Raw genomic sequence first — 22,171 nt, forward strand, 5'->3', positions numbered from 1 at the left:
CCTGACAGATTCTGACAGACCGGGCTTTTTCCTTCCAAAACGCCGGAAAATATGAGAAAAAACGCATCAACCATCCCCGGGCGAGTCATTTTCTATTGATGATTCGCATAAATCTAATTTATACTACGGTATAAGTCGATTCTGTGGCCGATTGTTCGCCGCAGTACTGGTAAAAATAATTCCCATGTAGGGAGTATGTGTTTTGGTCTCGCCCGCCAACCAAGACGACGGTGTTGGAATTACCGACACCGATATTGATCAGGTTCTTGATGACCGCGCAGAAGGGGATTCTGCTGCGGTCAAAAATGATTCTGGGGCAGGCTCTTCGGGCGAGGGCAACTCACAATCCGCTGCAACGCAGGTTTTCACCAACATCCAGAACGTGATCGGCACTGCCTATGATGATGTTCTGGTGGGCGATGGTGGTGACAACACCCTGATTGGCGGCGAAGGCGACGACATTTTCGAATCGGGCGAGGGTGAGGATGTTGTTACCGGCGGCGAAGGACGCGATACCTTCGTGCTCCAAAGTGGTTTCGAGCAAACCACCATCACCGACTTCAACATTGACAAAGATGTGTTGGCACTTGGCGACCTTGGCGTCGACAGTGTCAGCGAGCTCATGGCGCTGGCCAGCGAAGATGCGTCTGGCAATGCCTTCATCGTGTTTGCCACCGGCGACAAGGTGATTTTCGAGGGCGTGTCGAAGGCAGATCTTGCCAATGTGACGCTGGTGGATGTCCCGCAGATCAACGAAGTTTCTGTCGCGACGGAGGGCGGGGATGCTGCCTCCACCGATGGCGAAGCCAATGTGATTGAAGGTGGGTCAGGCGACGATATCATCATCGGTTCGGATGGCGATGATGTGATTTTGCCGGGCGGCGGCGTTGATAGCATTGATGGCGGTGCTGGCGAAGATACCCTGTCATTTGACGGGGCTTCTGACGGCGTGCGCGCCGATCTTTCGCAAGGTTCCTCGACCGATGCCACTGGTGCCAATCGGACGTCCTTTGAAAATATTGAAAATCTCCGTGGGACATCGGGCAATGATGTTCTGACGGGTGATTCCGGCAATAACAGCCTGTCGGGTGGTGATGGTGACGACACCTTTGCCGCAAGCGACGGTGCGGACGTTGTTGACGGTGGCGCGGGCGAAAATACCCTTGATTACAGCCAGTCTGATAAGGGTGTTGAAGTCAATCTGGAGTCCGGCGCTGGTCGCACAAATGACGCGCAAGATACGCCGTCGCAAAGCGATACCGGTACCGCAGCCGATGGTGCCGCAAGCGGTGATGCGACAGGCGATAGTGGCACAGGCGGTACGGAAGCCGGTGGTACGGAAACTGGTTCCGGCAGCACCGGGGAAGCGGGTTCGACAGATTCTGGTGAAACCTCTGGCGGGGCTTCTAATGAGGCTTCCGGTGATGGCGCGACCGATGCATCCGGCAGTGAAGAAACCACCCAGAGTGATGGCGGGACCGACAGTGATTCCAGCGGTTCCGGTGAAACCACGACTGGCGATGCGGTAACGGAAACCGGTTCAACGGGCAGTTCTGAAGCACAGGAAGATACCACCTCGGGCGAAGCCACATCTGGCGGTTCAGAAAGCACAGACGAAACGGGCAGCACCGGCGATAGCGCGTCGGAAACACCAACCGATGGCGGTTCAGGTGCTGCATCCGGTTCCGAAGCGACCGGTAACGAAACCGGTGCGTCTTCGGGCGAAACTTCCGGATCGACGGACGGTGGAAGCACGACAGGCGAAACCGCATCAGGTGAGACGGAACCTTCCACGGGTGGTTCCGATTCTGGTGACGCAACCGGCGGAGAAGAAGCTTCAGGCTCTGACGGCGGTGAAGTCGTCGACGGTTCTGATACGGGTTCTGGTGCAGGTTCAGAAGCTGGTGCGGGCACCGAAACCTCTGGTGAAGACACATCTGGCGGCGAAACCAGCGGAGAAACTAGTTCCGACAGTGCTTCTGCTGGCAGCGGTGAAGATACGCTGGGTTCCGGCGATACCGAAGGTGGTGCAACCGATACTGGCAGTGCGGATTCCGGTGATGCTGCGGGCGAAGGTACTGAGCAGCCGGTAGACGAAGCAACCGGTGAAACATCCGGCGCTGAGACGACTGAGCCACAAGCTGGTTCTGAAACCACTGGCGAAGGCAGCGACGAAACACCGGCAGAAGGCTCCGGCGAGGCAGGATCAGGTGATGTTGCCGCTGATGGCGATCAGGCGTCTGATGCAGGTTCAACTTCCGATGAGACCCTAGGCCAAGAAACCACATCGGGTGATACCACCGAAGGCGTCGAAGCAGGCGCAGCACCCGAAGGTGACGCCGGACAAGAAACCTCTGGCGATGCAACCTCGGGCGCGGACGCAACGGGTGGTGAAACAACCGGCGGCACCGACGCTGAAGCGGATGGCGACGTAACCGATGCTGATGATGGCGACTCCAACGCCTTTGACAATAATCCGTCAGGTGCGGCCGACATCGTTCAGGGCGACGACGAGCCAGATACCCTCGGGGGGGATAGCGGAAATGACACCCTTCAGGGCAATGACGGCGATGACACGCTTGAAGGCGGCGCTGGCAATGACCTTTTGCAGGGTGGTGGGGGCAATGATGTCCTGCGCGGTGAAAGCGGCAACGACATCCTGCAAGGCGGTGATGGCAGCGACAGCCTGTTTGGTGGCGATGACGACGACGTACTGCAGGGTGGGGCTGGCAACGACCTTCTGGTGGGTGGCTCCGGCAATGATGTTATGGCGGGTGGATCCGGTGACGACTTCCTGCGTGGGGGCCAAGGCGATGATCACATCCAGGGTGGCAGTGGTGTCGATACTGTAAGCTATAGCGATGCCGACAGTGCCGTCACGGTTGACCTTGCCAACGAAACCGCGACGGGCGGTGCGGGCAATGACGTCGTTCAGATGGTGGAAAACGTCGTCGGTTCCGACTTTGACGATCACATTGCGGGGGATGATGCCGACAACATCCTTGAGGGCGGTGCCGGTATCGATACGCTGACTGGTGGTGCGGGGGACGACACCCTGACTGGTGGTTCGGGTGCTGACGACTTTGAGCTGACCGAGAATTTCGGCAATGACACGATCACTGATTTTGCCGATTCGGAAGACATTATAGATCTTTCCAAACTCGGCATTCAGGACTTTGCAACCCTGCAAACCATGATGTCCGATGATGGCAACGGCAACACCGTTATCGATTTCGGGGATCAGGGCACGCTCACCCTTGAAGGTGTCAGCAGCGACAGCCTAAGTGCGGATGATTTCCGCGGTTTCGGTCGTATTTTTGAAACCGAAGACAATGACGTCGGTGCTGGCACTGATGGCAACGACGCGCTTTATGGTTATGGCGGCGACGATACGCTCAGCGGTGGGGGTGGTGACGATGTCATTTCCGGCGGTTATGGCGATGATACGGTTTCGGGCGGTGCGGGCAACGATACCCTGCGCGGTCAGGAAGGTATTGATACTGTCGACTATTCCGGCGCCAATGGCGGTGTTCAGGTTGACCTTGGTGCAGGAACGGCGACGGGTGCCGATGGCAACGATATTCTTGATCGTATCGAGAATGCGACCGGTTCAGCCTATGATGACGAACTTTACGGCGATAACGGTGCCAACGTTTTGCGCGGTGGTGCGGGTAATGACACGCTTGTTGGTCGTGGTGGCAATGACACCCTTGATGGCGGCGACGGCGACGACCTGTTCGTTGGCGAAGAAGGCAACGATACCCTCATTGGCGGTGAAGGCAGTGACACACTTGATCTGAGTGCGCGCGAAAGCGGTCAGGAAGTTAATCTCGAGGATGGATCCGCGCGTGACGGCCAAACCGGCGAAACTGATACACTGGTTAGTGTTGAGAACGTAATTACTGGTGCTGGCGATGACACTGTCATTGCGTCCAGTGACGCCAATGTCATTTCGACCGGCGCGGGGGATGACGTCATTCGCGGCGTTGGCGGTAACGACACCATCGATGGTGGCGATGGCAATGATACGGTTTCCTTTGGCAATGAGTCCGGGCTGAATGTCGATCTTGCGAACGGCACCGCCACGATGGGTTCCGGGACAGCGCAGCTTTCCAACATTGAAAATATTACCGGGTCTGCAAACAACGATGTCATTTCCGGTGACGATGGCGCGAATACGCTTTCGGGTATGGCTGGTGATGACACCATTTCCGGTGGCGGCGGTGATGACGTGCTGTCTGGTGGTGCTGGGAACGATACTGTTGATTATACCGACGTTGATGGCGGTGTGACGGTTGACCTCTCGACCGGCACGGCAACCGGTGACGGCAATGACACCCTTTCGGGCTTTGAAAACGTTGTGTCAGGTTCTGGTAACGACATCGTTTATGGCAACGCTGTCGACAACATCATTAATACCGGTGCTGGCGACGATACTGTCTTTGGCAGTGCCGGTGATGACACCCTGATTGGTGGCGATGGCAACGATACCCTAAGCTATAACGCTGGTGTGACAGGTCCTGGGTCGGCCGTGACGGTTGACCTCGAGGCTGGAACGGTTTCCGGAAACGACTTTACCGACGTTATCTCCGGTTTTGAGAAGATCGAGGGTTCATCGGCCAGCGACACCATGCTGGGCAGCGGTGGTGACGATATCTTCCTCGGTGGTGCGGGCAGCGATACCATTGATGGTCGCGGCGGTGACGATACGCTGACCGGTGGATCGGGTGCCGATACCTTCGTTGTCCGCGCGGACAGCGGTAATGATCTCGTCACCGATTTCGATCCTGTGAACGACGTCATTGATATTCAGGGTATTGACGGTCTTGAGCTGTTCTCCGATGTCGCCGACTTTATCGGCGAAGACGCGGCGGGCAATGCGACGATTTCGGTTGGCGATGCTGTCATTACCCTTGAAGGTGTTAATCCCGATAGCCTGACCTATGCCAACTTCAAGGGCATCCGTTCGCTGGAAGGTACCGAGGACAGGGACGTTCTGATTGGTACTGACCGAAGTGATGTGATTAGCGCCAAAGACGGCAACGATGTGGTTTCCGGCGGTGCCGGAAACGATACGATTGATGGTGGTGCTGGCAATGATTTCATAACCGGTGGAACCGGCACTGACACCATTACCGGCGGTACGGGTGACGATGCGATCAATGGCGGTGCCGGCAATGATGATCTTGATGGTGGCGATGGTAACGATACCCTGAGCTATCAGGGTACTGACGGTGGTGTTGTTGTCGACCTTGCGACCGGACAGGCAACTGTGTCTGACGGCACTGATACAATTGCCAACTTTGAAAATGTCACGGGCTCGTCCTTTAACGACACTCTGGCCGGCGATGACTCTGCGAACGTGCTTGATGGGGGCGCAGGTAACGATGTTCTTGATGGTCGTGCTGGCGATGATGTGCTCAATGGCGGTGCCGGTAACGACACAATTGCGGGTGGCGCCGGCAATGACCGGATTTCGGGTGGTCTTGGCTCCGATACCGTTACCTATGCCGATGCATCCGGTGGCGTAAATGTCGATCTTGCTGTGGGCACGGCATCGGGTGCGGATGGCAACGACACGCTAAGCTCTGTCGAAAATATTGTCGGCTCGGATTTCGATGATGTGCTGACTGGCGATCAGTTTAGTAACGTCATCGAAGGTGGCGCTGGCGATGACACCATCACTGCAGGTGGCGGCAACGATGTTGTTTCCGGCGGTGAAGGTGCTGATACCTTTGTCTTTGGTGCCGAGACTGGCCGGTCCGTCATCACAGATTTCAATCCGGCAGAAGACAAGATTGATCTTGCTGGCTTCAATGTTCCGAACTTTGAAGCACTCAAGAAAATGCTCGGTACGGACAATGCGGGTAATGCAGTCATTACTATAAATGACAGCACTATCGTCCTGAATGGTGTTTCACCCGAAAACCTGACTGCGGAAAACTTTATTGACATTGAAACCCTGGGCGCGACCGAGGGCAATGATGTTTTGCAAGGATCCTTGGCGGCCGAGGTGATTGATGGCCTTGCGGGCAATGATACGATTGCCGGCGGTGCAGGTGACGACACAATTTTCGGTAACAGCGGTGATGACACCATTTCCGGCGGCTTGGGTCGGGATGTCATCGACGGTGGTGACGGCGAAGATACTGTTGACTATTCGGCCGGCGGTGGCGTTTCAGTCAATCTCGAAGCTGGCATCGGCGGTTTCGGGAACGAAGACACACTGATTGATATCGAAAATGTTCTTGGTTCAAACCAGAACGACACGATCATCGGAAATGATGGTGCCAACACATTGTCCGGCGGTGCTGGTAATGACACCATTTCCGGCGGTGCCGGTGATGACGCATTGCTTGGTGGGACAGGCAATGACAGGCTTTCAGGCGGTGAAGGCAATGACACCGTATTGGGCGGTTCGGGCAACGACTTACTCGTCGGCGGCCTAGGCAACGACACCCTTGTCGGCGGTAATGGTACAGATACAGCTGACTACAGCGATGCCGACGGCTCTGTAACCGTTGATCTTTCCGAGGGGACTGCAAGTGGTGCCGCTGGCGACGATACCCTTGAAAGTATTGAGAGTGTTCTGGGTTCAGATCACGACGACACCCTGATTGGTGACGATGCCAACAACATCCTTTCCGGTGGTTCTGGTGACGACATCCTTGATGGTGGTGCCGGCGACGACCTTCTGATCGGTGGCGCAGGCAGTGACACCATCGAAGGTGGCGATGGCGACGACACTGTAACCTATGCGGATGGCGGTGCGGTCAACGTTGATCTGTCGGCAGGAACGGCGAGCAATGCCGGCGGTACTGACAGCATTAGTGGCGTTGAAAATGTCATCGGTTCTGGCCAGGCCGATATCATCACCGGCGATGACGGTAACAACGTTATCAATGCCGGGGCCGGTGCTGATACCATCACCGGTGGTGCGGGTGATGACACCCTGACCGGTGGGACGGGGGCGGATGTTTACGTTGTTGGTCCGGATGCCGGAACCGATACCATCACCGACTTTGCCGTTGGCGAGGACCAGATTGATATTCGTGCTCTTGGTGTTGATACCTACGGCGCGCTTTACGAGATGATGTCCGAAAACGAAAACGGTGACCTTGTCATCGATTTCGGCGAAGGCACATCGATGGTGCTTGAAGGTGTCAGCCTTGAAGATATCACCGCAGACAACTTCATCGGGGTGCGTGACATTGTCGGAACGTCTGGTGATGACACCATGTCGGGGACCGATGGTCGGGACACGATGTCGGGTCTTGATGGCAACGACATCATTGATGGTGTTCAAGGCGATGACAGCATCTTTGGCGGTGCTGGCGACGACACCCTGATTGGCGGTCAAGGTGATGATATCCTGGATGGTGGCACAGGCGTCGATACAGTTGATTATTCCGACGAAACTGCTGGTATCAATGTCAATCTCAACGCCGGGACGGCCACGGCACAAAGTGGCAATGATCAGATTCGGAATGTCGAAAACATCGTTGCCGGTGCGGGCAATGATGTCCTGATTGGTTCTGATGTCGATAACATCCTCGCAGGCGGCGAAGGTGACGACATCCTTGAAGGACTGGGCGGGGATGACACCCTGTCGGGCGGTGCGGGCAAAGATACCGCAAGTTACACCAATGCCGAGGGCGGGGTTACTGTTGACCTTGCTGCACAAACGGCAAGTGGTGCGGCGGGTGAAGACACGCTTGAAAGCATCGAAAACGTCACCGGTTCGGCCCACGACGATATTCTGATTGGCGATGCTGGTGCCAACACGATTGATGCTGGCGCAGGCAATGACTCCCTGATCGCAAGTGGCGGCGATGATGTGCTGCGCGGTGGTACCGGGGTTGATGGCGTTGATTACGGTAATGCGACCGGCGGTATTACGGCCGATCTGGGCGCGGGCACTGTAACCGGGCTTGGCAATGATACGCTTTCGGGTATCGAAAATCTCAGCGGCTCTGATTTTGATGACACCATCACGGGTGATCAGGGGAACAACGTCCTGTCCGGTGAGGGGGGTGATGACATTCTGTCAGGTGGCAAAGGTAACGACACCCTTCTTGGTGGTGTCGGTGACGACACCCTGATCGGTGGCCTTGGCAAAGACCTGATTGATGGTGGTGACGGGATTGATACGGTTGATTACTCCGGTGCAGAGCAGGGGATAACCCTCGACCTTGCGACGGGTAAAACCGACGAAGACACTGGTGATACGGTTCTTAATGTTGAAAATGTAATCGGTTCGAACCGGAACGACGTTATTACCGGTTCGGATAGTGATAACACCATTTTGACTGGCGGCGGGAACGACATTATCAACGGCAGTGCCGGTGATGACGTGATCGATGGTGGCGCCGGTCAGGACGTAATTGATTACAGCAACAGCGAAACCGGCGTTGATGTTGACCTTGAAGCCGGTTCGGCCGCCAAATCTGACGGTACCGATCTGCTGAGCAACATCGAAGACGTGATTGGCTCGGATGCCAATGACAGCATCGGTGGTTCGGATGCGGCAAACACCCTGTCGGGTGGGGCGGGTAATGACACGATTGAAGGTCGCGCTGGCAATGACGTGATTTCCGGTGGCTCGGGTGATGACACCCTGTCGGGTGGTGAAGGGACCGATACCCTTGATTATTCCGAGGCAACCGGGGCGCAGAACATTGATCTGTCTGCTGGAACTGCGACCGGCGCAGATGGCAATGACACGATTTCCGGTTTCGAAAACGTCACCGGTACAGAATTTAATGACACCATCACGGGCGACGAAGCCGATAACGTGATCAATGGCGGTGCCGGTAACGACATGCTGATCGGCGGTGCTGGAGACGACATCCTTGATGGCGGCGCAGGCGATGACAGCTTCGTCGGTGAACTTGGCGATGACACTTATATTGGTGGTTCGGGTGCCGATACGCTTGATTACTCGGATGCTGCGTCCGGCCTGAATATCAATCTGGGCACCAACACGGCAACCGGTGAAGATACCGGTACCGACACCTTTGGTGGCATCGAACAGATCATTGCATCTGACCATGATGACGTCATCACCGGTGGTGGCAACAACGACACCATTCTTGCCGGCGACGGCGATGACAGCATCACCGGTGGTGCCGGGAATGACGTTGTCGAAGGTGGCGCTGGCAACGATACTATTTCCGGCGGTGCGGGTAACGATACGCTTGACGGAGGCGAGGGCGAAGATACCCTCTCGTTTACCGGTGAGTCAGGTGTTTCAGTTGATCTTCAGACGGGCGCAACCAGCACCAGTGATACGATTTCGAACTTTGAAAACATCACTGGTAGCGTTGGCGCGGATACCCTTCGTGGGGATGGGGAACGAAACACACTGTCTGGTGAAGCGGGCAATGACATCCTTGATGGTCGTGCAGGCGATGACGTCCTTCTGGGCGGTGCTGGCAATGATGCGCTGCGCGGCGGTGTTGGTAGCGACACCATCGACGGTGGTGCAGGGAACGATACACTTGATCTGAGTGATCTCTCCGGCGACCAGACCGTTGATTTCACCGACGGCACAGCCACCAATGGCATTGATACCGACACCTTTACCAATATTGAAAATGTCACGACCGGCGACGGCGATGACCTGATCACTGGCGACGACAATGGCAACGTTATCAATGCAGGTGACGGCGACAACACTGTCAATGCCGGCGATGGTAGTGACGTCATCACCACCGGCGAGGGCGCTGATGTCGTCGATGGCGGTGCGGGTAATGACACCATCAATACCGGCGACGGCGCTGATACTATTTCTGGCGGCGAAGGTAACGATGTTATTTCGTCTGGCGGCGGCGATGACCTTGTCGAAGGTGGCGCGGGCAATGACATCATTTCAGGTGGTGCTGGCAGCGATACGCTTGATGGTGGCGCAGGCAACGACACATTGCTGTCGGGTGCCGGTGATGACCGCCTGATTGGTGGCGAAGGCTTTGATACTGCAAGCTATGTCGACTCCGAGGCTGCCGTCACAGTTGATACCAGCAACAATACCGTATCCGGCACAGCAACCGGTACCGATACCCTTGAAGGCATCGAGGCAATCCGTGGTTCCGAGTTCAGCGACACCTTCATCGGTGGCGCACAGAGCGATACCTTTATCGGTGGTGCAGGGGATGACATCTTTGATGCCGGTGCGGGTGATGACACGCTGACACTTGGAAGCGGTTCGGATCAGGTGATCTTCAATCCGGGCGACGGACAGGATACTGTTACCGATTTCAATCCGCTCGTCGATACTATTGACCTGACCAGCTTCAATATTGCCGGTTATGGTGCGCTTGAGAAAATGTTTGGCACGGACGCCAATGGTGATCTGACCATCACGTTTGACAGCGGCGATACCATCACCCTGCAAGGCGTCACCCCGTCAGAGCTGACTGCCGATAACTTCATCGGTGTTGAAGTTCAGCTTGGTTCAGAAAACGCCGATGAAATGATCGGCGGCAGTGGCGATGACATCATCAACGCCCTTGAAGGCGACGACACGATTGATGGTGGTGCCGGGAATGACCGCCTGATCGGTGGCGAAGGCAACGATACCGTCGATGGTGGTATCGGTGATGATACGCTGGTCGGCAATGCCGGATCGGATGTGCTGCGTGGTGGTGACGGTAATGATACCGCCGATTACTCGACCGAAGGCGCAGGTATCAATGCCGACCTTGAGGCGGGAACCGTTACCGGTGGTGATGGTGATGACGTCCTTGAAGGCATCGAAAACGTCACCGGTACCCTGTTTGACGATACTTTGTCCGGTAATGATGAAAACAATACCCTGACCGGCCTTGCCGGGGATGACACCTTTGTCGGAGGTGCTGGTGATGACGTGCTTGACGGTGGCGAAGGTTCCGATACCGCCGATTACAGCAGTGCCGATCAGGGCGTTGATGTTGATCTGGCCGCGGGCACCGCAACCGGTCAGGGCAATGATACGCTGATCGATATCGAAGATGTCGTTGGCTCCGACTTTAACGACAAGATTGCCGGTGACGAGAGCAACAACACCATTTCCGGCGGTGCCGGTGGCGACGCGATTAATGCTGGCGCCGGGAACGACGTTATTGATGGCGGCGAAGGCATCGACGAAATCAGCGGCGGTTCCGGCGACGACATCATCAACGGTGGCACCGGTGGCGACATCCTTCTGGGTGAAGCTGGCAACGACACCATCAGCGGTGGCGAAGGCGACGATATTGTCGAAGGCGGCGCTGGCAGCGACTGGGTCTATGGCGATGCCGGGGATGACATCCTTGATGGTGGCAACGGCGAAAATGATATCGACACCGTTGACTATTCCAATGTCGATGCGGGTGTCACAGTCGATCTGATCAAGGAATATGCGACCGGTGGCGGCGGGGACGATATCGTTCGGAATTTCGAACGCGTCATCGGGACCGATTACACCGATACCCTGATCGGCAGCGACGGGGTCAACACCCTTGATGGTGGTTCGGGCGACGATACCCTTGTTGGCGGTGCGGGTGATGACGTCCTGATCACCGGCGAAGGCGAAGACCTGATCGTGCTCGAGCCGGGCAGCGGCAATGACACCGTGACCGACTTTGACGTCGAAAAAGACATCATTGATCTGTCGGCTTACGGCATCGAGGATTATGCCACCCTTCGTGACCAGATGTCCGATGATGAAAACGGCAATGCCGTCATCACCCTTGGTGATGGCGACAGCATCACGCTTGAAGGTGTCTCGGTCGATGATCTTGGTCAGAAAAACTTCTTTGGCTATGACGCCATCTTTGGCACCGAGTTCGAAGATGACATCACCGGCAGCCAGATCAGTGACGAAATCCATGCCCTTGAAAGCGATGACATCGTCGACGGTCAGGCCGGTGACGATGATATCTATGGTGACGAAGGCAATGACACGCTGATCGGTGGCGCAGGTGACGATACCCTGCGTGGTGGCGATGGCAGTGATACCGCCGATTATTCCGACACGACCGAAGGCGTCACCGTTGACCTGGGTGCAGGCACAGCGACGGGTGAGGCTGGCAACGATACCCTTGAAAGCATCGAAAACGTCACCGGCGGTAATGGCGATGATGTTCTGATCGGTGATGAAAACGCCAACATTCTGGACGGTGGCGCAGGCAATGACACGGTCTTTGGCAAGGGCGGAGATGACACGCTGATCGGCGGCGAGGGCGAAGATGTCCTGTCCTACGAAGACGCAGACAGTGGCGTGAATGTCGACCTTGGTGCCGGTACTGCAACCGGTGGTGCAGGCAATGACACGATTGATGGTTTCGAGACTCTAATTGGCTCCGACCATGATGACACGTTGGCGGGTAACGAGTTCGACAACGTCATTGATGGTGGCGCAGGCAATGACACGCTTTCGGGCGGTGCGGGTAACGACACCCTGATCGGCGGCGACGGCGACGATATCGTCGATTATTCCGACCAGACCGATGATGTGGTTGTCGATCTTGAAAACGGCACGGGCACGACGACCGATGGCACCGATACCCTCGATGGTATCGAAGGTGCGACCGGTGGCGCGGGTGATGACACCCTGACCGGTTCGACGGGCGACAACATGCTTGCCGGTGGTGCTGGTAACGACACGCTTTCGGGCGATGCGGGCAATGATACGCTTGCCGGTGGCGAAGGTGCCGACCTGATTGATGGCGGTGCCGGTGATGACGTCCTGTCGTTTGAAGGTGACAATGTTGCCGCAGAAGGCGACACCACCGACCATGTCGGGAGCCCGACCACCGATGGGACTGGTGAAGTTGCCGATATCTCTGGCAAGAACCTGTCTGATGACAGCTTCGTTGGTGGCGAAGGCAATGACACGCTGGTTGCCGGTTCCGGTGATGATGCGATCATCCTTGATCGCGATCATGAGAACGGTGCGGCCAACCCGTCCATCGTTGATATCGAAAACATCGATGCTGGCGAAGGCAATGACGTTGTCGATCTGACCAGCAACACTCATTCCTATGGCGATGTCACGGTCGATGGCGGTGCGGGCGATGACACCATCTGGGCAAATGATGGTAATGACGTCCTGTTGGGCGGCGAGGGTGCTGATAACATCAATGGCGGTGCCGGCAACGACACCCTTGATGGTGGTGCGGGTGACGACGTCCTGGATGGCGGCGAAGGTTCTGACACCATTGACGGTGGTGTTGGTAATGACACCATTAAAGCCGGTGCTGGCGATGACGTCCTGCTGGGCGGCGACGGCGACGATACCCTTGATTTGTCGGATGCCAATGGCGCGACCATTGATCTTGGCGCAGGCACCGCAAGCAGCGGTGAAACCGGCAGCGACAGCATTTCGGGCTTCGAAAATGTCATCGCGACCGATGGTGATGACACCATTACCGGATCGTCTGGCAACAACACGATTGATGCCGGTGCGGGCAATGACACCGTTTCCCTTGATGGCGGCAATGACGACATCGATGGCGGCGACGGTATTGATACCCTTGATCTGTCTGGCACCACGGGTGGTGTGACGGTTGATCTGGCGGCCGGTACGGCAAGTGGTGCCAACACCGGATCGGACACCATTGCGAACTTCGAAAATGTCACCGGCTCGGATAGCGCTGACGTCATTACCGGTTCGGACGATGCCAACGTGATTGACGGTGGTGCTGGCAACGACACCCTTGATGGTAGTGCTGGTGACGACACGCTTTCGGGTGGTGACGGTGCGGATACGTTTGTCTTCGAAGACGGCACGGACACCGACCTTGTCACTGATTTCGATCTGACGTCGGATACGATTTCGCTGCCGGATCTGGGCATTTCGGCTTGGACCGATCTGCAACCCTTGCTGTCTGACGGCCCTGACGGTGCGGTTATTACCCTGCCAGCTGGCGGTACGGTGACCCTGTCCGGTGTGGCTGTGGGCGATCTGACCCCGGATCACTTCACGGGTATCGACAATGTCGGCACGCCGGGTGAAGACACCCTTGGCGGTGGCGACGGCGATGATTCGGTTGATGGCGGCGGCGGCAATGACAGCGTCGATGGTGGCGATGGCAACGATACCGTTGACGGTGGTGACGGTGATGACTCCGTCGGTGGCGGTAGCGGCAATGATTCTGTTGGCGGCGGCGGCGGTGATGACACGGTCGATGGTGGTGACGGCGACGATACCGTTGATGGTGGCGACGGCAATGACTCCGTTGGCGGTGGCAGTGGTAATGACTCTGTCGGCGGCGGTGCCGGGAATGACACAGTCGATGGTGGCGATGGGAACGATACCGTTGACGGCGGCGATGGTGATGACACTGTCGGTGGTGGTTCGGGCGATGACACCGTCATTGGCGGTGGTGGCAACGATACGCTTGGCGGTGGCGAAGGAACCGACACCCTTGATGGTGGCGACGGTAACGACGTTCTTCAGTTCGAAGCCGACCGTATCGGTCAGGCCGGCGATGAAACCGACCATGCCGGTAGCCCGGGTGTTGATGGCACCGGCGATGTTGCCGACCTTGAAGGCCTTGGTCTGAGCGATGATCAGTTCGATGGAGGCGAAGGTGTTGATACCCTTGTCGGCACGTCGGCCGGTGATGCCATCATTCTTGATAATGATCATGCCGATGGATCGAACGCACCGTCGATTTCTGGCGTCGAAGTCATCGACACAGGAGCCGGCGACGATGTTGTCGATCTGACCAGCCAGACGGAATCCTATGGCGATGTATCGGTTGATGCCGGAACGGGTGACGACACCGTCTGGACCAACGAAGGCAATGACAGCATCAGCGCCGGTGATGGCAATGACCACATCAATGCCGGTGCAGGAAATGACATCGTTGATGCCGGTGCGGGCAATGACACAGTGGTCGGCAGTGCTGGCAACGATACCCTTTCGGGGGGTGACGGCTTTGACACGCTCGATATGTCCGATGTCGACGCGGATGTCGCGGTCAATCTGCAGGATGGCACAGCCAACGGCAGCGAAACCGGTGCTGATGTTATTTCCGGCTTTGAAAATGTCGTTACGGGTGCCGGTGATGACACCATCACGGGAAGTAGCGCCGACGACACCATTTCGTCTGGTGCCGGTGCCGATACCATTGATGGTGGCGATGGCATCGATCTGATTGATGGTGGTGCGGGCAACGACGTCATTTCCGATGGCGCGGGCAGCGACCTTGTTCTGGCCGGTTCCGGTGATGATACGGTCATCGCCGGTGCAGGCAATGACAGCCTTGATGGTGGCGACGGCACTGACACCCTGAATATGTCGAACGCAACGGGTGGTGCTGTTGTTGATCTTGGTGCGGGTACGGCGAGCTCGGCTGAAACCGGCAATGATCAGTTCTCGAACTTCGAAAATGTCACGACCGGTGCTGGCGACGACCAGATTACCGGATCGAACGGAGATAACGTCATCAATGCAGGTGCCGGTGACGACACCATTGATGGCGGTGCTGGTGATGACACGGTTGCCGGTGGTGCCGGTGCGGATACCTTCATCTTTGCCGATGGCACCGATGATGATGTCGTAAGCGACTTCACTCCTGGCGAAGACAAAATCTCGATTGATGATCTTGGCCTCGAAAGCTGGGGTGATCTGGTTCCGCTGCTAAGTGAGAACGGCGACGGTAACGCAGTCCTGAACCTGCCGGCTGGCGGTACGGTGACCTTCGTCAATGTTGCTCTCAGCGACCTGAGTGCTGATGATTTCAACAACATCACTGATGGCGCGACCCCGTACGATGATACCCTGCAAGGGACCGATGATGATGACACCATCGATGCCCTTGCCGGTGACGATACGGTTACGGGTGGTGCGGGTGATGACACCTTGCTTGGCAATGACGGTGCCGACACCCTGGACGGTGGCACAGGCAATGACAGCCTCGATGGTGGTGCTGGCAACGATACCCTGACCGGTGGTGAAGGCGACGACGCCTTAACTGGTAGTGCCGATAACGACGAACTCAGCGGCGGCGCTGGTGACGATACCCTTGACGGCGGGGCTGGTGACGACGTTCTGAACTTCGAAGCCGACGGAACAGCCACCAGCGGTGATACCACCGAAAACACCGGCAGCCCGGGTGTTGATGGCACCGGCGATATTGCCGATATCAGCGGCAAGAATATCTCTGATGATACCTTCATTGGTGGCGAGGGTAATGACACCCTTGATATGACCGATGGCAGTGATGCACTGGTGCTTGATGGTTCCAAACTGGGTGATGGTCAGACCACCACGTCGACGACCGAAACCCGCACCCTTGGCCTGACAGAATCGGCGAGCTCTGCGGATGTCGAGGCGGCTTGGTCTGATGCCAATCTCTATGCCTTTGACTTTGGTACTTCCTATGTCGATGGCGATGGCAAACTGAACCTTGCGGCGGCGGATGACGCGGTCAACTTTGATGGCAATGGCATCGGTAATGACGGCGGCGGTATCGCTGGTGGTCAGATCAACCACGATGCCCAGTCCGGCGAAAGCGAAGCCATCGTTGTCGATCTTGGTGCAGATGCCTCGACCGCCACGGTTCAGGTTTCCAACCTGATGGCCGGTGAAGGCGGCGGCGAGATCGGGTCATGGAAGGCTTTTGATGCTGACGGCAACCTTGTCGCTTCGGGCACGCTTGATGACAGCACGATCGATTACACCAGCAATGGTGTCGGCACGGCAACCATCAACGCCACCGATGGCAGCGGCAATGCGGTCGAATTCCGCTATATCGCGTTTGAAAGCGAGCCCTACGCCAATGGCTCAACAGGTTCGGACAGCAGTGACTTCTTTGTTCGTTCGATCAGTTTTGAGACGACCGTTGATGAAACCACGACCGATGGCGCACGCCTTGACGGGGTTGAGGTCATCAATGCCGGTTCTGGCGATGACGTGGTCGATCTGACCAGCGACACCATTTCGTACGGCGATGTCACCATCAATGGTGGTGCGGGTAACGATACCCTTTGGGGCAATGCGGGTGACGACACCATCAATGGCGAACTTGGCCATGACAATCTGGATGGCGGTGCGGGTAACGATTACCTTGATGGCAGCTATGGCGACGACATCATCGATGGTGGTGTTGGCGATGACACGCTGCAGGGTGGTATCGGCGACGATACCCTGCGCGGTGGTGCGGGCAATGACATCATTGTCGGTGGTGCGGATGAAGACGTCGTCATGTATGACGATGCGACGTCGGCTGTTGATGTTGATCTGGCGAACTACACCGCAACCGGTGGTGCCGGCAATGACGCGATCTATCATGTCGAAAACGTCGTCGGCTCGGATCATGACGACACAATCGCTGGTGATGCGAAATCCAACATTCTTGATGGTGGTGCCGGTGACGATACGCTTTCGGGCGGTGCTGGCAACGACACCCTTGTTGGTGGCGACGGCAATGATACCGCCGATTACAGCAACGCAAGCAACCCGGTAAATGCCGATCTTGCGACCGGTACGGCCAAGGTCGGCACAACCGAAACCGACAAGCTTTCCAGCATCGAAAACCTCATTGGTTCGAACGGCAATGACAGGCTTTCCGGTTCGGACGATAACAACACCCTGACCGGCGGGCTGGGCAACGATACCCTTTCGGGTCGTGCGGGTGATGACCTGCTTGAAGGTGGTGCCGGTAACGACATCCTTGATGGCGGTGAAGGCAATGACACCATTAGTGGCGGTGAAGGCAGCGACGTGATCACTGCCGATGCAGGTGCCGATATCGTCGATGGTGGTGCGGGCAACGATACCGTCATGGCAGGTGCAGGTGATGACACCCTTGCCGGTGGCGAAGGTGACGACACCCTTGACCTCAGTGATGCCACCAGCGGTGCGACGGTTGATCTTGCGGCCGGTACGGCAAGCAGTGCTGAAACCGGCAATGACACCATTTCCGGCTTTGAAAATGTGATCGGCAGTGCCGCGGCAGACACCATTACCGGTGATGCGGCCAACAACACGATTGCTGCTGGTAATGGTGCAGACGTCATTGATGATGGCGCGGGCAACGACGTGGTCGATGCCGGTGCCGGTGACGATACCCTGATGGCAGCGGCAGGCGACGACACCCTTGATGGTGGCGCCGGCGAAGATACGCTTGATATGTCGGCTGCCAACGGTGCGACGGTGGATCTGTCGGCTGGTACTGCGACGTCGGCTGAAACCGGGACGGATGCGATCAGCAACATCGAAAACGTCATCGGTTCGGACGGCGAAGATGTCCTGACCGGATCAAGTGGTGCCAACACGCTGCTCGGTGGTGCCGGTGATGACACCATCGAAGGTGGTGCTGGTGGCGACTATCTTGATGGTGGTGATGGCCGCGACACCATCAGTTACGAAGGATCCGGCGAAGGCGTTGAAATCTTCCTCGGTGACACCGATGCCCATACCCATAATCCGGGTGAGGGCGGGCGTGCCTTTGGCGGCGATGCGGTTGGTGACATCCTTGCAAACTTCGAAAAAGTCATCGCATCCGCTCATGACGACTATGTCTACGGCAACAGCCAGAACAACGAAGTTGATCTGGGTGCGGGCAATGACACGTTTGACAATGTCGAAGCCGACATCAGCGAAGACACCGTCGATGGTGGTGCGGGCAACGACGTCATCTGGACCGGCGATGGTGCCGATACCCTGATCGGTGGCGAAGGCAACGATACGCTGCATGGCGAACGTGGCGACGACTACCTTGACGGTGGTGCGGGCAACGACACGCTTTATGGCGATCAGGGCAACGATACCATCGATGGTGGCGCCGGTGATGACGTCATCCATACCGGTTCGGGTGCCGACGTTGTTCAGGTCACCAGCCTGATCGGTGACAAGGTCGTCATGGACTTCAACACCAGCGTTGATCAAATCTCGCTCGATGCGCTTGATATCAGCACCTGGTCTGACCTGGCCCCGCTTCTGTCCGAAGTGAATGGCAACACGGTCATTGATCTTGGCGATCAGGGCTCTGTCACGCTGCGTGGTGTCCGCCTGAATGACGTTTCATCCGACATGTTTGTCGGTATCGAAAATGATGGTGGCCCGACCCAGTTTGATGATGTCCTGCTGGGCACCAGCGAGGATGATTATATCGATGCGCTTGCCGGTGATGACACCGTCGATGGCGGTGCTGGCAATGACACGCTGAATGGCATGGAAGGCAACGACACGCTTTCGGGTGGCGATGGGAATGACACCATCACCGGCGGCAGCGGCAATGATGTGATTTCCGGCGGGTCGGGTAATGACAGCCTCGAAGGCAACGAAGGCGACGACGTCATCGAAGGCAATGCCGGTGACGATACCCTGATCGGTCATGCCGGGAACGACGTCATGGATGGCGGCGGCGGCGATGATTACATCGACGGTATGGAAGGTGACGACACCATCACCGGTGGCGACGAAACCGACACCATTTACGGATCTGCCGGTAATGATTCGCTTGATGGCGAAGGCGGCGACGACGTTCTGTATGGCGGTGATGACAATGACAGCATCGCCGGTGGCGCAGGCAATGACCTGCTGTCGGGGGATGCTGGCAATGACACCCTTGATGGTGGCATCGGCAACGATACCCTGCTTGGCGGTGATGGTGACGATACGCTTCTCGGTGGTGACGGCGATGACGTTCTGTCGGGTGGCAATGGCAATGACCTTCTCGATGGGGGTACCGGCAACGACACCCTGACCGGAACCGATGGCACCGATACCCTGCTGGGTGGTTCGGGCAATGATACGCTTGATGGCGGTGCGGGTGATGACACCTACACCGGCGGTGCGGGTGCGGACGAAATCATCGTATCGAACAATTCCGGCAATAAGGTCGTTACCGACTTCAACACCAACGAAGACAAAATCAATCTGACGTCGCTCGACATTGATGACTGGGGTGATCTGCAAGGCCAGATGACCCAGGTCGGCAACGACACCGTGATCAATCTCAATGGTCAGGGGACGCTCACACTTGTTGGCATCTCAATGAGCCAGCTTAAGGCGGACATGTTTGTCGGTGTCGAACAGGCCTCCGGCCCGACGCCGTATGATGATCTGCTTTATGGCACCAGCAACAATGACACGATTGCCGCCCTTGCCGGCGATGACACGGTCTATGGCCTGAATGGTCAGGACACCATCAGTGGCATGGAAGGCAATGACAGCCTGTATGGTGGTGACGGCGATGACACGCTTTCGGGTGATGATGGCAACGACCTGATCGAAGGTGGCAGTGGTCAGGACAGCCTTACCGGCGGCACCGGCGACGATACCCTTGATGGCGGATCGGGTGATGACCGCGTCTGGGGTGGCGACGGTGCTGATACCATCACCGGTGGTCAGGGTCAGGACAAGCTGTATGGCGAAGCTGGCAATGACACCATCAATGGCGGTACCGGCGATGACAGCATCCTGGGTGGTGCGGGCAACGACGTGATTGATGGCGGCGAAAACAACGACCGTCTCTATGGCGGTGATGGTGACGACACCATCGAAGGCGGCAATGGCGACGACAAGCTTTATGGTGATGCCGGCAATGACACCCTGATGGGTGGTGCTGGTCATGACAGCCTTGTCGGGGGTGCCGGTCGCGATACTGCAAGCTATGCCAACTCGACCACGGCAGTTGCCGCAAACCTTGAAAGCGGCACCGCAAGCAGCAGCGTAGGCAATGACAAGCTAAGCTCGATCGAAGACCTGATTGGTTCGAACTTCAACGACTATCTGTTCGGTGACGATGGCGCGAACCTGCTGTCGGGCCTTGATGGCAATGACATCCTTGGCGGTGACGACGGGGATGACACCATCTGGGGTGGCGATGGCAATGACAGCATCAATGGTGGCCGCGGTTCGGACCTGATCGATGCCGGTGCTGGCGACGATTACATCGAATACCAGAAGGATGCGAGCTGGACCGGCAGTTATGCTGCCAAAAACGTTGGCGATCCGGGCATGGATGGCACCAACGAACAGATCAATCTTTCGGGCTATAATCGTTCCGAAGACATCATTGATGGCGGTTCGGGCACCGATACCCTGGCAATGACCAGCGGCAACGACGCCCTGTTCCTTGAAGATCGCCTGACCGATCCGGGCACCAGCCCGCGGATCTCCAATATCGAAGTCATTGATGCCGGTAACGGCGATGACATCATCGATCTGACCAGTGATACGCTGTCTTATGGTGATGTCACCATTCTTGGTGGCACCGGTGATGACATCGTCTGGAGCAACGCTGGCGACGACGTGATTGATGGCGGTGCAGGCAACGACACCCTGTGGGGTGGTTCGGGCGCTGATACGATCACGGGCGGTGCCGGTCAGGATGTTCTGAATGGCGGTGCGGGCGATGATGTCCTGCAATACAACGCCGATGGCGTTTGGGATAACAACTGGTACGCCGTCAACAATGGTTCGCCGGGCGAAGATGGTCATCAGAATGACAGTGGCTGGGGTCATCACCATTTCCATGGCAATGGCTGGGGCCATAACGAGGGTGGTGACACTGGCACTGGCGAGACCGTCAATCTGGGTGGCTATAACCAGTCGAACGATGTCTTCACTGGTGGCGAGGGTATCGACACCCTGAAAATGACCAGCGGCAATGACGCCCTGTTCCTCGATGATGACGTCAGCGACGGCGATGCCAATGTCCGCATCAGCGGCATCGAAGTGATCGAGGCCGGTGACGGTAACGACATCATTGATCTGACCAGCGACACCGAAAGCTATGGCGATGTCACCCTTGATGGCGGTGCCGGTAACGATACGCTTTGGGGCAATGCCGGTGATGACCTGTTGCTGGGTGGCTCGGGCGATGACCATCTTTATGGCAGCGCCGGTGATGACACCCTGACCGGCGGGACTGGCTGGGATACCTTCCAGATCGGCAAAGCCGATGGGCATGACATCATTACCGACTTCACGCCGGGCGAAGACATCATCGATCTGTCGGAATGGAACTACAACAACTTCAACCAGGTCCTGAATGACATGCATCTCGATACCGATGGCAATGTCGTCATTGAACTGGGCAACGATGCCTCTGTCACGCTGATGGGCGTCAATGATCCGGATGATTTGGATGCCGATGACTTCGGCTTTGGCAACTGATCAAGGATCAAAAGTCTGATCGAATAAAAACGGGCGGTCGTGATGACCGCCCGTTTTTATTTTTGGATATCTGGC

1 protein-coding gene is annotated in these 22,171 nt (G+C 56.9%); it reads left to right on the top strand.

Translation table 11 applies throughout. The features are described from left to right. Positions 1 to 202 precede the first annotated feature (202 nt). Positions 203 to 22,096 carry a M10 family metallopeptidase C-terminal domain-containing protein gene (locus WBY09_RS03550; protein WP_336232009.1) on the top strand — a complete coding sequence of 7,298 codons (21,894 nt, stop codon included), beginning with the start codon at positions 203 to 205 and terminating at the stop codon, positions 22,094 to 22,096. Positions 22,097 to 22,171: the final 75 nt, after the last annotated feature.

The organism is Thalassospira sp. CH_XMU1458 (assembly GCF_037027205.1).
Lineage (GTDB): Bacteria > Pseudomonadota > Alphaproteobacteria > Rhodospirillales > Thalassospiraceae > Thalassospira > Thalassospira tepidiphila.